Raw genomic sequence first — 14,568 nt, forward strand, 5'->3', positions numbered from 1 at the left:
TCAACGCTTGACATGTCCCCCTCCAAATGCAGTACAACTCTTGCGCCGGTGACGAACGCTGGGGAGCCGGTCCGGTACCGACCGTCACCGCCCGGTCGCTTCGCGCACCCCTGCGAAGTGTCCGGCCCGGTGCGGTCCAAAGGCACTGAGGGTGACACACGGGATGTTCGGTCCACGCGCACGAAGAAATCTGACGACCAGCACGATCGTGGTGCTGCTGTCGGCGGGTCTGCCACAACCGGCGTTCGCCGCCCAGGTCGAGGGCAAGGCCATCGTCGACGGGGTACGGAGCTGGTTCGGGGCGGACGACGACGGTGGCGAGGGGGAGAGACCCCGGCCACCCGAGCTCCCCGACGAGGGGGTGACGGACAACCAGCGGCTCCCCGAGGGGCGCGAGGCTCCCAAGCCGAAGCGGACGGCGGAACTCACCGAGAAGCGCACCCCCAACGCCCGCTACTGGAAGCTCTCCGACGGCAGGGTCCAGGCCGAGATCTCCGGCACCCCGACGCACTACGAGTCGGGCAAGGACTGGAAGGCCATCGACACGGCGGTGCGCCCCGCCGCCCGTGACGGCTTCAGCCACGCCAACACGACCAACGTCGCCGGGACACGGTTCGGCTCGGACCCGGACCGGCTCGTCCGCTTCGCCACCGGGTCCGGACACCAGGTGACCATCGGTCTCAAGAAGCCCGCGAAGACGAAGCTCACTCCCCAGGTGGCAGGCAACGCCGTCACCTACCCCGCCGCGCTCGGCGCGGGAGCCGACCTCCGGTACACCGTGGGCCACGGCTCGGTGAAGGAGGACATCGTCCTCGCCGCCCCGCCCGCCGGGAGCGCCGCGTACACCTTCACCCTCGACACCAAGGGCCTGACGGCCGGGCAGCTCGAGAACGGCTCCATCGCCCTCTACAGCGAGAGTGGCGGACCCGGGCGCCCCGAACTGGTCATCCCCGCACCGTTCATGACGGACGCGAAGAAGAACGCGGCTTCCGCGTACGGGACGGCCTCCAGCGACGCCGTCCAGCAGAAGCTCACGGGCGCGAAGGGCTCGTACGAGCTGACCCTGCGCCCGGACGCGAAGTGGCTGGCGGCCCCGGAGCGGCAGTACCCGGTGCTGATCGACCCGACGATCTCGATCGCGCCGACGGCCACCCAGTCCCAGGACGTCATGATCTCCTCGGACGACCCCGCAGCCAACTACGACGGCAACTGGCGGCTGTCCGTCGGTGCCACCAGCCTCGGCGGCGCCTCCCGCGCCCTGGTGAGGTTCCCGCTGACCGGCGTCCCGGCCGGGGTGAAGCTGGACTCCGCCGACCTCAAGCTCTACTACGACCAGACGCACGGGTCGGGCGACACGGACGTCCCCCTGGAGGCGCACCGCGCCACCGCCGCCTGGAACGAGACCACCGCCACCTGGGCCAGTGCCAAGGACATCACGGGTGAGCTCTCCGGCACCTCCGTCGTCGTCGACGACGGCGACACCGGGACGACCGCGGCGAAGGGCGCCTGGCCGGCGTCCGGCAACACCGCGTTCACCCAGTACGCGGTCGACAAGGACTACCTTTACAACAAGGACGCGGTCGCCGGTGACACGTACACCTGGCAGCCGCAGATCCCCTCGGACGGCACCTACCGGGTCGACGTCCACAGCGTGCCCGCGGCCGACCGGGCCACCAACGCCCCGTACACCGTGGCGTTCGACGGCGGCACGAAGGCGTACACCGTCGATCAGCGCACCGGCACGGGCGGTGTCTGGAAGACGCTCGGCAGCCACCCCTTCAAGGCGGGCAGCACCGGCAAGATCGTCCTCGGTGACGGTCCGGTGACCACCTCCACCGGGGTCATCGCCGACGCCGTACGGCTGACCAAGGGCGCCACCGTCACCAAGCGGGCCGGGGTCGTCAACACCTGGCACTCCTTCGGCGTGACCGACACCGTGCAGTCCTGGATCAACGGCACCGACACCAACAACGGCTTCGTGGTCAAGGCCGCCGACGAGACCACCACCGCCCCCGTGGGCGGACCGCGCTACGAGGCCGCCGAGTTCGCGTACAACGGCGGCGACGGCTCCAACCACCCGCGCCTCGTGCTGACCTGGGGACGCCCCGGAGTCACCCTCGACGCTCCCCGCGTCATCCACTCCACCGGCGCCGAGCTGAACTGGTCCGCCTACGCCGACCCGTCCGCGGCCTCGACGGCCGACGACATCGTGGAGTACCAGGTACACCGCAGCGTGTTCCAGACCTTCACGCCGTCCTCGCAGACCCTGCTCGCGCCCGTGGCGCCCACCAGCAGGTCGTTCACGGACTCCACCGCCACGCCGACCGCCGCCGACTCGGCGGACACCTTCGGGAACGTCTTCTACTACATGGTCGCGGTGAAGACCCGTGACGGGCAGGTGATCCCGGCACCGACGGAGATCGTCAAGCTGCCCACCGCGGGCCGTACCACCGTCGTCCTCCAGGGCGACGCGGCCGACACCACACTCTCCAGTGCCCAGCCCACCACCGGCCACGACTCGATCACCGACTCGGCGATCGCGCACCCGTGGATGACGGTCGGCAACAACTCCGCGACGTACGGGAAGACGCGTGCGCTGCTGAAGTTCCCCTCCCTGAGCGAGGTACCCACCGGGGCGCGCGTCCTTGAGGCGCAGCTCGACATGTGGGGCACCACGACCACCACCGGAAGCGACGGGGCGGTCTACGAACTCCGGGGACTGACGAAGGACTTCGACGAGGCGACGGCGAGCTGGAACAACGCCACCGCCACCACCCCGTGGACCGCACCGGGCGGCGACGTGGGCACGGCCGTCGCCGACACCGTGGGCAGGGTCACCAACGACCCCGCCCGGCAGAGCTGGATGCTCACCTCGCTGGCCCAGCAGTGGGTCTCCCAGCCCACGAGCAACAAGGGCGTGGCGATCAAGCTCCAGGACGAGTCGCTGAGCGGGCCGCAGGAACGCACCGTGTTCCTGTCCTCCGAGGCCGAGGAGCCGCAGCTGCGGCCCCAGCTCGTCGTCACGTACATCGACAAGTCGACGGCCTCCACGTACTTCGCCCCCGACACCCCGTCGCGGATGATCCCGGGCGACGAGTACGGCATCGACGTCACCCTCACCAACACGACCACCACGGAGTGGAAGTCGGCCGACAAGGCCCTCTCGTACACCTGGTCGCTGCCCGACGGCACGGACGCCACCACCGGCGGCAACCAGCTGCAGACGCCGCTGCCCAAGAACGTTCTGCCCGGTGAGACCGTCACGGTCAGGGCGCGGCTGAAGACCCCGATCAACTCGGACTCCGGCAACAAGCGCCTCGACTACGTCCTCGAGTGGGACCTGCGCGACAACACGGCGGGCACCTGGCTCTCGGCCACCGAGTCCATCCCGCCGCTCGCGCAGAACGTGCGCGTGGAGGACCCGACCTCCGACCAGCTGGGCATGGAGAAGTTCTTCTCGTACACGGGGAAGAACACGGGCGGCGGCGGCACGCTCATGAACAACCTGTACGCGGGCAACACCGTCTGGCAGTACAACGCCCTGAGCAACCCGGGCCGCGGTCTGTCGACCTTCGCGCGCTTCGCCTACAACTCGCTCGACACCTCGGACACCGTCCTGGGCCACGGCTGGTCGGCGCAGGCCGCATCCCCGCTGCGCCTCGGTGCCGCGCTCGACTTCCACCCCAACCCGAACCCCCGCGAGGTGACCCTGCCGGACGGCGACGGCACCTCGCACATCTTCCGCAAGCAGGACGACGGGTCGTGGAAGGCGCCCGCGGGCGTGCACTACCTGCTGGAACAGGGTTCCGGCGTGGACTGCACTCCGGACAAGGACGGTGACCCGCAGGCGTGGTCGCTGACCCGCCCTGACCGCACGCGGTTCTTCTTCGACTGCGACGGCTATGTGACCTCGACGGTGGACAAGAACGGCAACACGCAGCTGTTCACCTACGAGGAGCGCAAGTCCAACAACAAGCCGGTCAAGTTCCTCCGCTACATCACCGACCCGGCCGGCCGACAGTCGCTCACCCTGGACTACTACTCCAAGGCCGACAGCAGCAACCCCAAGATCATCGACCACCTCAAGTCGATGACCGACATCTCGCAGCGCAAGCTGACCTTCGCGTACTCGGACAAGGGGCTGCTCACCAAGCTCACCGACGGCGCGGGCTCGTCCCAGCCGAAGGTGTTCCTCTTCGAGTACGACGCCACGCAGGGCAACAAGAACGTCAAGCTGGTCAAGACGACCGACCCGCGCGGCGGCGCCACCTCGCTCGACTACTACTACCCGAACGAGGGCGACGACCCGAAGTTCCACTGGCACACCCAGCAGATCACCGACCGCCTCGGCGGCACCACGGGCTTCGTGTACACCGACCCGGACGGCAGTGCCGGCTCGGTGATCGAGACCAAGGTGACGGACGCGGAGAACCACGTCACGTCTCAGGTGCTCGACGGGTACGGGCGGGTCACGCAGATCACGAACGCCAAGTCGGAGACGACGAAGCTCCACTGGGACGCGGACAACAACGTCGACCGGCTGGAGGAGGCCAACGGGGCCGTCTCCACCTGGACGTACGACCCGAAGACCGGCTACCCGCTGGAACAGAAGGACGCCGAGGCCAACAAGAACGGCACTCCGGCCCGTACCTACACCTATTCCACCGGGCTGAACGGCCACATCGCCGATCTCTTCGAGAAGCGCTCCCCCGAGGGCCGCACCTGGAAGTTCGGCTACGACCCCCGCGGCAACCTGACCTCGGTCACCGACCCCAAGGGCGTCGCGACGGCGGCCCTGGACGACTACACCTCGAAGTCCGAGTACGACACGTACGGCCAGCTGACGAAGTCGATCGACGCGAACGGTCACGCGACCGCGAACAGTGACTTCCAGCCGATGGGCTACCCGGCGACGATCACCGACGCCACCAACACCCGGTCCGCCTTCGTGTACGACGAGCGGGGCAACGTCACCGAGGTCACCAACGCCAAGGGCGCCCGGGTCACCCAGACCTACGACACCTTCGCCCGCCCCCTGGAGAAGAAGGAGCCGAAGGACCAGGCGTCCGGGGACTTCATCACGACACCGGCACCCGTCTACGACGCGAACGACAACATCACGCGGACGGTCTCGCCGAACGGCTCCCCCTCCGACTCCGTGTACGACAGGGCCGACCAGCTCACCGCGGCGACCATGCCCGGAGACGAGGCAACGGACCCGGTCCGCAGGACGACCGCCACCTACGACAAGGTCGGCAACGTCGTCACGATCACCGACCCCCGGGGGAACGAGACCCCGACGGTCGGGGACCACACCACCACGACCCGGTACGACGCGGTGTACCAGCCCGTCGAAATGCTGGACTCGGACGGCGGAAAGGTCACCACGGCGTACGACAGTGTCGGAAACGTCGTCAAGGTGTCCGACCCGAAGAAGAACGCCAGCGCCGACCCGGACGACTACACCACTTCCTTCACCAACGACCTGAACCATCGCGTGGTGAAGACCACGGACGCCATCGGCAACTTCACCACCGTCAGGTACGACCTCGACGGCCTCACCGTCGGCAAGACGGACTCCGAGGGCAACGAGGCGCTCGCCACGTACGACGAGCGGGGCGCGCTCGTCGAGTCGAAGGTGCCGTTCTCCAAGGACGGCTCGGGAGGCGTCACCTACCGCACCACCCGGTACGCGTACGACCAGGTGGGCAACCGCACGAAGACGATCACGCCGCGCGGTGTCGAGACCACCGACGACGCGACCGACTTCACCTCGGAAACCGTCTACGACGAGCTGAACCGGGTCAAGGAGGAGCGGTCGCCCTTCGACAAGGACGCGACGCGCTACAGCACCCCCGATTCGACGTTCTACTTCTACGACTCCGTCGGCAACCTGAGCTCTGTGTCGGCCCCGCCTTCGGACGGCCAGAGCGTCCGCAACATCACCGAGTACAGCTACTTCGACAACGGCTGGACCCGGACCGCGAAGGACCCGTGGGACATCACCACGTCCTATGAGTACAACGACCTGGGCCAGCAGACGAAGAACACCATGACCTCGGCCGGCGGGTCCCAGCAGCGCACCATGACCTGGGACTTCTTCGACTCCGGTAACCAGCGGGCCCGCTCGGACGACGGCGTGCCCGTCGGTAAGCAGGTGGTCCTGGTCGACAGCTCGGACTTCAACAACTCCGCCAACCAGGGCAACTGGGCGCGTACGCAGGCCGAGCAGCAGTACGGCTACGACACCTACTCGCACCCTGCCGGTTCGGGCTCTGACCAGTTCGTGTGGCAGCTGAACATCCCGCAGAAGGGCACCTACGAGGTCCTCGTACGGCACCCGAAGATGACGGGCGCCGCGAGCGATGCCAAGTTCACGATCGATCACGCCGGTGGCAGCGTCACCAAGACCGTCAATCAGACGCAGAACACCGGCACGTGGGTCTCGCTCGGCAGCTACGAGTTCGTCGAGGACGGCCCGCAGAAGGTCAGCGTCACCGACCAGGCCAACGGAACGGTTCTCGCCGACGCGGTGAAGCTGGTCCGGGCCAACACCGGCGAGGCCGACACCGAGAAGAAGGACTTCACCTACAAGTACGACGCCAATGGCGCCATGGTGGAAGTCAAGGACAACTCCTCCGGCGCCAAGATCGACACATACAAGATCGCCTACGACGGCGGGAACCGCATCGCCAAGGTCGAGGAGGTCGCGGCAGGCGCGGTCAAGAACACCACCGCACTGACCTACGACGTCAACGGCAACCCCGTCACCTCCACCCACGACCTGACCTGGTCGAAGATCGAGTACGACGCGCGCGAGCTGGTCGCGAAGGTCACCAACGCGGACTCGGCGACGGCGGGCAACCAGCAGGTCACCACGCTGAAGTACACCGCCCGCGGGCAGCTGCTCAAGCAGACCCGGCCCAACGGCAACACGCTCGACATGTCCTACTACCTGGACGGCTCGGTCAAGCAGTCCGTCGAGAAGACCTCGGGCGGGACCGTCGTCTCCCAGCACGACCTGGAGTACTCGCCCAACGGGCACCGCTCCAAGGACGTACTGAAACTGATGAACGCCGACGACAACACGGCGTACATCAACAACACGCACACCTTCGGCTACGACCCCCAGGACCGGGTCACCAAGGTCGACAAGACCGGTGACTCGCCGGCCACCGAGTCCTACACCTACGACCGCAACAGCAACGTCATCGAGCAGACGGTCGACGGCACCACCACGACCCAGCGCTACGACCGCAACCGGCTGCTGAGCGCGAGCGCCGAAGGCGTCTCCTCCACCTACAACTACGACCCGCTCGGCCGGCTCGACACCGTCAGCATCGGCGGCGAGACCGCGCAGAAGTACACCTACGACGGCTTCGACCGTCAGGTGAAGGCCCGCGCGGGTTCCGGCGCGGCGGCGGTGAGCACGTCCTACACCTACGACCCGTTCGACCGGACCGTCTCCCAGGTCACCTCCGGCGCCGAGTCCAAGACCACGGCGTTCACCTACCTCGGTCTGGACAACCAGGTCCTGCGCGAGGAGCTGGACGGCAAGGCGGACAAGTCCTACCAGTACCTGCCGTCCGGCCAGCAGGCCACCCAGATCAAGCACAAGGACGACGGCACCAAGGAGTACTCGCAGTACACGACCAGCCCGCGCGGCGATATCGAGGCGATCACCAAGGAGGACGGCAAGACCCGCTCGACGTACGGATACACCGCGTACGGCAAGGACGACGCGTCGCAGTTCACCGGCGCGGACAAGCCGGATTCCGGGAACCCCGACAAGGAGTCGTACAACGCCTTCCGGTTCAACTCGTCCCGCTGGGACAAGGGCTCCGGCACGTACGACATGGGCTTCCGCAACTACGACCCCGGTCTGAACCGCTTCACGACCCGCGACTCCTATGGCGGGGCGCTCGCCGACATGTCGCTGGCCACGGACCCGTTCACCGGTAACCGCTACGCCTTCGCGGGCGGCAACCCGGTCACCTTCGTGGAACTGGACGGGCATCTGTTCGGCCTGTCGCTGTCCGACATCGGTCATGCCGCACTCGACGTGGTCGGCCTGATCCCGGTGGTCGGCGAGGTCGCCGATGTCGCCAACGGCATCTGGTACGCCGCCGAGGGCAACTACGCCGACGCCGCGCTGTCCATGGCCTCGGCGATCCCGCTCGTGGGTTACGGCGCCACGGCTGTCAAGGCCGGCAAGTACGCCAAGAAGGGCATCGACGCGGCCGACTCGGCCGGTGACGTCAGCAAGACCGTGGACAAGGTCGACGACGTCGCCGACGCGGGCAGCACGGTCCGCAAGGCCGACGGTGACACACCCGGTGCCCCGAAGAAGGAGCCCGAAGCGCCCAAGTGCACCAACAGCTTCGTCCCCGGGACCCGGGTGCTGATGGCCGACGGCTCCACCAAGGCCATCGAGGAACTGCGCGAGGGCGACCACGTCCTCTCCACCGACGTCGAGTCCGGTGACACCCGCAGCCGGGAGGTGACCGACACCCTCAGCAGCAAGGGCGGAAAGGACCTTGTCACGCTGACCGTCGACGTGGACGGCAGGGACGGGAAGAAGACCGCCAGCATCACGTCGACCGAGGCGCACACCTACTGGCTGCCCGACGCGGGCCGTTGGGTGGAGGCCGTCGACCTCGAACCCGGCTCCTGGCTGCGTACCTCCAGCGGCACCTGGGTCCAGGTCACCGCTGTCGATCACCGCCACCGCACCGCACGCGTCCACAATCTGACTGTCGACGCCGTCCACACGTACTACGTGGTCGTCGCCGGTCAGAGCCTCCTCGTACACAACGCGAACTGCGGACCGGCCGAAGTCACGGTCAAGTACCAGCAGGGGATGTCGAAGGTGGAGTTCGCCAAGAAGGCGGCCGCCCTGCAGAAGCTGAGCGAGCAGGGAAAGCTCTTCAAGGCTCCCAACCCGGTCAAGCGCAACTCGCAGATCACCAAGAACTACAAGGGTGACCTGATCAAGCGGGTCTACGACCAGTACGGGTCGACGAACCCGGCCTTCGCCGACAAGCTCAAGGACCGCATCCTCAACCGGATGGACCCCGACCACATCCATGAGCTGCAACTCGGCGGTGCCGACGCGGCCGGTAATCTCAAGATGCTGGACCGATTCACCAACTGGCACATCGGGACCCAGCAGATCTGGCCACAGATCAGGAACCTGGACGATTTCACCCCGATCAAGATCAAGATCGAATGGTAGGTGTGACACGGTGAATGCCGAGCTTCGGCGGGTCGTGGAGGAGCTGCGCGCTGCGATCTCCACCCAGGAGGAGTGGCGCATGACGAACTCGTTGCCCGCCGGAGCCGGCCCCGAGCGCATCGGGGCCGGGCTGCCGGGGCAGGTCCGGGAGTTCCTCACGGCGGCGGACGGTGTGACCTGCGGTGATGTCACCGTCTTCGGCGCCGCCACGGTCGACGGGATGCAGTTCTACACCGACCCGGTCGCCGGGGCCCCGATCACACTCGGCCGCGAGGAATGGTTCTGCCCCGGTGTCGTCTCCGACGAGCCGTTCTTCATCAACCGGTCGACGGGCGCGGTCTGGTACTTCCCGGATACCGGGGTCGAATGGTGGATGTCGTCCGCGTTCGAGAAGGCGGCGGACGACTTCACCGCATTCTTCCTGCAGTGGGTGGCGGGCCCGGATTACGTCCGGCTCTCCGTCACCGGGCCCGACGACCAATGGGCGGACCTGCTGCGGCACGTGGGCCGACTGCGGCTGTGAAACCCGCAGTGGAAGGGCGTTGGGCGCCGCTGTTCATCGGTGCTGTTGTGGGCGGTCCCACCGCCCACAACAGGCCGGTCTCGGACGGCATCGGACTGCTCGCCCGGCTGGCCGACGAGGCGTAGTGGCAGCGGACCGACGGGGAGACGGGCGTGGACGTGGTCTTCCATGTACCGGGCCCGCTCCTCGCCCCCGACTACGAGGGAACGCGCACGGGCACGCTCTCGCGGCGTGAACGCCTGATCACGATGCAGATCGCCGTCCCCTCGGACCTCGGTACGCGGGGACAGCGCGAGGTGTCCCGCTATCTCGCGGACCACCTCGTGGAAGCCGTGGTCGTGGCCAGGACCACGGTGGCTCGCCGGAAGGCGATGCTTGCCGTCGGCCAGGCGGTGCCCATGGCCCGGTTCGTGGCGAGCGCGTCCACGACGAGGGCTGACCCAGCACGACGCTGCGGGTCCCGGGGATCATGATCCCCGGGACCCGTTGCCGTCTCCACCGACCGGAAGGGACAGGACAGTCGGTGCGTTTCCGCCGGACCGATCCGTCCAACGCGGAAGGCCACCGTGTGCTGCGTCACCGCACGCGCACGGCGGCCCTGTAGCTGTAGGTTCCAACCGTCAGGCCGGCAGCCCTAGTTCGCGGGCGATCAGCATCCGCTGGACCTCGCTCGTGCCCTCGCCGATCTCCAGGATCTTGGAGTCGCGCCACATCCGGGCCACCGGGTACTCGTTCATGAAGCCGTAGCCGCCGTGGATCTGCGTCGCCTCGCGGGCGTTGTCCACCGCCACGGTCGACGAGTACAGCTTCGCGATCGCCGCTTCCTTCTTGAAGGGCTCGCCCGCCAGCAGGCGTGAGGCCGCGTCGCGCCAGCCGATGCGGGCCATGTGCGCCCGCATCTCCATGTCCGCGATCTTGAACTGGATGGCCTGGTTGGCACCGATCGGCCTGCCGAAGGCGTGGCGCTGCGCCGCGTACTTCACCGATTCGTCCACACAGCCCTGCGCCAGACCCGTCGCCAGTGCCGAGATGGCGATACGGCCCTCGTCCAGGATGCGCAGGAACTGCGCGTAGCCGCGGCCCTCCTCGCCCAGCAGGTTCGCCGCCGGGACGCGGACGTCGCTGAAGGACAGCTCACGGGTGTCCGAGGCGTTCCAGCCGACCTTGGAGTACGGGGCGGCGACCGTGAAGCCGGGGGTGCCGGAGGGCACGATGATCGCGGAGATGCGCGGGGCGCCGTTCTCCTTGCGGCCCGTCACGGCCGTGACCGTGACGAGCTCCGTGATGTCCGTACCGGAGTTGGTGATGAAGCACTTGGAGCCGTTGATGACCCACTCGTTCGTCGCCTCGTCGAGGACGGCCGTGGTGCGGGTGCCGCCCGCGTCCGAGCCGGCTCCCGGCTCGGTGAGGCCGAACGCGCCGAGCGCCTCGCCCGAGCAGAGCTTCGGCAGCCACTGCCGCTTCTGCTCCTCCGTGCCGAAGCGGAACACCGGCATCGCGCCCAGCGAGACCCCTGCCTCCAGGGTGATCGCCACGGACGAGTCGACGCGGGCGAGCTCCTCCAGGGCGATGCCGAGGGCGAGGTAGTCGCCGCCCATGCCGCCGTACTCCTCCGGGAACGGCAGACCGAACAGGCCCATCCGTCCCATCTCCCGCACGATCTCGTACGGGAACTCGTGGCGCTCGTAGAAGTCGCCGATCTTCGGCGCGACCACGTCGTGCGCGAACGCCTCGACGGTACGGCGCAGTTCCTCGTGCTCGGCGGTCAGCCGGTGGTCCAGGGACATCGGGGGATCACTGCTCCTCGTGGGACAGGGCGCGGACGGTGCGGGAAGGGCTGGGTCGGCCCAGTTGTGCGGCGAGCCACACGCTGGTGGCGGTGAGCTCGGCGAGGTCGACCCCGGTGTGGATGCCGAGACCTTCGAGCATCCACACGAGGTCTTCGGTGGCGAGGTTTCCGGTCGCGCTCCTCGCGTACGGGCAGCCGCCGAGGCCGCCCGCGGAGGCGTCCACGGTGCTCACCCCGTGCTGGAGCGCGGCCAGGGTGTTGGACAGGGCCTGTCCGTACGTGTCGTGGAAGTGCACGCCGATGGTGCCCGTGGCGATGCCCTCCTCGTTCAGCGCGGAGAGCAGGGCCTGGACATGGCCCGGGGTGGCGACGCCGATCGTGTCGCCGAGGGAGAGCTCGTCGCAGCCGAGGTCCATCAGCGCCTTGGCGACACGGACGACCTGGGCGACGGGAACGGCCCCCTCCCACGGATCGCCGAAGCACATCGAGAGGTAGCCGCGCACATGCGCCCCGCCGGCCTTGGCACGGGCCACGACCGGCTCGAACATGGCGAGCGACTCGTCGACGGTCCGGTTGAGATTGCGGGCGGCGAACGTCTCGGTCGCCGAACCGAACACGGCGATCCGGCGTGCGCCGAGCGCGAGCGCCCGGTCCAGGCCGCGTTCGTTGGGCACGAGGACGGGCAGCGCCACGTCCCCGTCGTCCGCGATGTCCCCGAGCATCGGGAACAGCTGCTCCGCGTCGGCCAGTTGAGGCACCCACTTGGGGTGGACGAAGCTCGTCGCCTCGATCGTGGTGAGCCCCGCGACGGCCAGCCTGTGGATGAACTCCGCCTTCACCTCGGTCGGGACGACCGCCTTCTCGTTCTGCAGTCCGTCGCGGGCCCCGACCTCGTGGATACGGACCCGGGCGGGCAGGCCCTCGGCGGGGACCCGCATGGGAAGTCCCTCGGTCATGATTCCTCCAGCGGGGTCACGACGGCCAGCACCTGGTCCATGGCGACGGTGGCGCCCGCCGTGACATCGAGTTCGGTCACGGTCCCGGCGTGCGGCGCGGAGATGACGTGTTCCATCTTCATCGCCTCGACGACGAGCAGGCTCTGCCCGGCGCTCACCTCGTCCCCGACGGCCACCTTCACCACGGTGACGGTCCCCGGCATGGGCGCGGCGAGCGTGTCGACCCCCGCCCGGCCGGCGCCGCTGAGGGACGCCTCCACCGGGTCGTGGTCCTGGACGTGCCAGGTGTCGCCGTCCCGGCCCAGCCAGCTGCCCTCGGGCGAGGTGGCGTGGTCGAAGGTGTGGGTCAGTCCGTCGATCTCGACGGTGATCCGGTGACCGGACCCGACGACGAGCCGGGCCGCACGGGGAGCGGACTGCGGCGGGACCGGCCCACAGGTGTCCACCCGGCCGTGCTCGGCCTGCCCGCCGTCCCCGGTGAGCCCGAGCGTCAGCTCGGCCCCCGTCGGCCACGGGCGCAGAGCGGTCCGCACCGGCTCGTGGCCCGGCACCCGGAAGTGCCGCACGACCGGAGCCGGGGTGCCGCCGAGGCGCCAGCCACTGGGCGCGGAGAACGGGTCGGCCCAGGTGTCCGGCGACGCGGCGGGGGAGGACTGACGCAGCAGCGCCGCCGCCCCGTACACCTCTTCCGGTACGCCCTCCGGGATCAGCCCCGCGACCTCGCGCTCCACCAGGCCGGTGTCCAACTCGCCCGCGGTCACCAGCGGGTGGGCGAGCAGCCGGCGCAGGAAGCCCGCGTTGGTCGGGACGCCGAGCACCACCGTGTCGGCCAGGGCCGCGCGCAGCCGGCGCAGGGCCGTGGCCCGGTCGGGGCCGTACGCGATGACCTTCGACAGCATGGGGTCGTACGTGCTGCCGACCGGCACGCCCTCGCTGAGGCCGGAGTCCGTGCGGACCCCGCCGTCCTGCGGCTCGCTCAGCCGCAGGACCGTACCGCCGGACGGCAGGAAGCCGCGGGACGGGTCCTCGGCGCAGACACGGGCCTCGATGGCATGGCCGTTGAGGGTGATGTCGTCCTGCTTGTACGGGAGTTGCTCACCGGCGGCGATCCGGAGCTGCCACTCCACCAGGTCCAGTCCGGTGATCAGCTCCGTCACCGGGTGCTCGACCTGGAGGCGGGTGTTCATCTCCATGAAGCAGTACGCGGCGGGGTCGTCGCCCGGCACGATGAACTCCACCGTGCCCGCGCCGACATAGCCGCAGGAGCGGGCCGCCTGCACGGCGGCCTCACCCATGGCGGCCCGGGTCGCCTCGTCGAGCAGGACCGACGGGGCCTCCTCGATGATCTTCTGGTGGCGGCGCTGGAGGGAGCACTCGCGCTCACCGAGATGCAGCACGTTCCCGTGGCCGTCGGCCAGGACCTGGATCTCGATGTGGCGCGGCCGGTCGATCCACCGCTCCACCAGGAGGGTGTCGTCGCCGAAGGAGAGGCGGGCCTCGCGCCTTGCCGCCGCGATCTCATCGGCGAGCAGGGCCTCGTCGCGCACCAGTCGCATGCCCTTGCCGCCACCACCCGCCGAGGGCTTCAGCAGGACGGGCATGGCGATCTCGCGGGCGGAAGCGGCCAGTTGGGCATCGGTGAGTCCGCTGCCCGAGGAGCCGGGCACGACCGGCACACCCGCCGCCGCGACCGTCTCCTTGGCCCGGATCTTGTCGCCCATGAGGGAGATCGCGGAGGCGGGCGGGCCGATGAAGACGAGACCGGCCTCCGCGCACGCCTGCGCGAAGCCCGCGTTCTCGGCGAGGAACCCGTAGCCCGGGTGGACGGCCTCGGCGCCGGTGCGCCGGGCGGCGTCCAGCAGCCGTTCCACGCAGAGATAGCTCTCGGCGGCGGGCGCGGGCCCGATCCGTACCGCCGTATCGGCCTCCCGTACGTGCCGGGCGTCCGCGTCCGCGTCGCTGAAGACGGCGACCGACCGCACACCGAGCTCGCGCAGGGTACGGATGACCCGGACCGCGATCTCGCCACGGTTGGCGACCAGAACAGTGCTGAACATGGAAGTCC

Annotated in this window: 7 protein-coding genes; 4 read left to right on the top strand and 3 right to left on the bottom strand. The window is 68.9% G+C overall.

Annotated elements, in window-relative coordinates; translation table 11 throughout:
• Window positions 1-163 precede the first annotated feature (163 nt).
• From F0344_RS23360 to F0344_RS23370, 4 genes are read left to right on the top strand one after another with little or no spacing between them, the layout of a single operon-like run.
• Window positions 164-9,235, top strand: coding sequence for a golvesin C-terminal-like domain-containing protein (locus F0344_RS23360; protein WP_185300658.1), 9,072 nt, complete (start codon window positions 164-166; stop codon window positions 9,233-9,235).
• Window positions 9,236-9,245: 10 nt separating this feature from the next.
• On the top strand, window positions 9,246-9,758 hold the full coding sequence (locus F0344_RS23365; RefSeq protein ID WP_185300659.1) for a hypothetical protein: 513 nt from the start codon (window positions 9,246-9,248) through the stop codon (window positions 9,756-9,758).
• The gene (locus tag F0344_RS36035; RefSeq protein ID WP_258050067.1) at window positions 9,755-9,883 is read left to right on the top strand and encodes a hypothetical protein; all 129 of its coding nucleotides are present in this window, start codon (window positions 9,755-9,757) and stop codon (window positions 9,881-9,883) included. Before F0344_RS23365 ends, F0344_RS36035 begins: the two co-directional genes overlap by 4 nt.
• Window positions 9,884-9,910: 27 nt before the next feature.
• Window positions 9,911-10,231 carry a hypothetical protein gene (locus F0344_RS23370; RefSeq protein WP_185300660.1) on the top strand — a complete coding sequence of 107 codons (321 nt, stop codon included), beginning with the start codon at window positions 9,911-9,913 and terminating at the stop codon, window positions 10,229-10,231.
• 147 nt (window positions 10,232-10,378) lie between these two features.
• Here the strand turns inward: F0344_RS23370 and F0344_RS23375 are convergent, their stop codons facing one another.
• Genes F0344_RS23375 through F0344_RS23385 form a run of 3 tightly spaced genes read right to left on the bottom strand, consistent with a single transcriptional unit; the run spans window position 10,379 to window position 14,560 of the window.
• Window positions 10,379-11,545, bottom strand: coding sequence for an acyl-CoA dehydrogenase family protein (locus F0344_RS23375; RefSeq protein ID WP_185300661.1), 1,167 nt, complete (start codon window positions 11,543-11,545; stop codon window positions 10,379-10,381).
• A 7-nt stretch (window positions 11,546-11,552) separates the two neighbouring features.
• Window positions 11,553-12,503 carry a hydroxymethylglutaryl-CoA lyase gene (locus F0344_RS23380; protein ID WP_185300662.1) on the bottom strand — a complete coding sequence of 317 codons (951 nt, stop codon included), beginning with the start codon at window positions 12,501-12,503 and terminating at the stop codon, window positions 11,553-11,555.
• Window positions 12,500-14,560, bottom strand: coding sequence for an acetyl-CoA carboxylase biotin carboxylase subunit (locus tag F0344_RS23385; RefSeq protein WP_185300663.1), 2,061 nt, complete (start codon window positions 14,558-14,560; stop codon window positions 12,500-12,502). The genes F0344_RS23380 and F0344_RS23385 overlap by 4 nt, the downstream gene beginning before the upstream one ends.
• Window positions 14,561-14,568: the final 8 nt, after the last annotated feature.

Origin of the sequence: Streptomyces finlayi (assembly GCF_014216315.1) — a bacterium.
GTDB lineage: Bacteria > Actinomycetota > Actinomycetes > Streptomycetales > Streptomycetaceae > Streptomyces > Streptomyces finlayi_A.

Bases quoted from the DNA above. Each gene is read 5' to 3' on its own strand.
- F0344_RS23375 (WP_185300661.1), bottom strand. From the start codon at position 11,545: ATGTCCCTGGACCACCGGCTGACCGCCGAGCACGAGGAACTGCGCCGT.
- F0344_RS23380 (WP_185300662.1), bottom strand. From the start codon at position 12,503: ATGACCGAGGGACTTCCCATGCGGGTCCCCGCCGAGGGCCTGCCCGCC.
- F0344_RS23360 (WP_185300658.1), top strand. From the start codon at position 164: ATGTTCGGTCCACGCGCACGAAGAAATCTGACGACCAGCACGATCGTG.
- F0344_RS23385 (WP_185300663.1), bottom strand. From the start codon at position 14,560: ATGTTCAGCACTGTTCTGGTCGCCAACCGTGGCGAGATCGCGGTCCGG.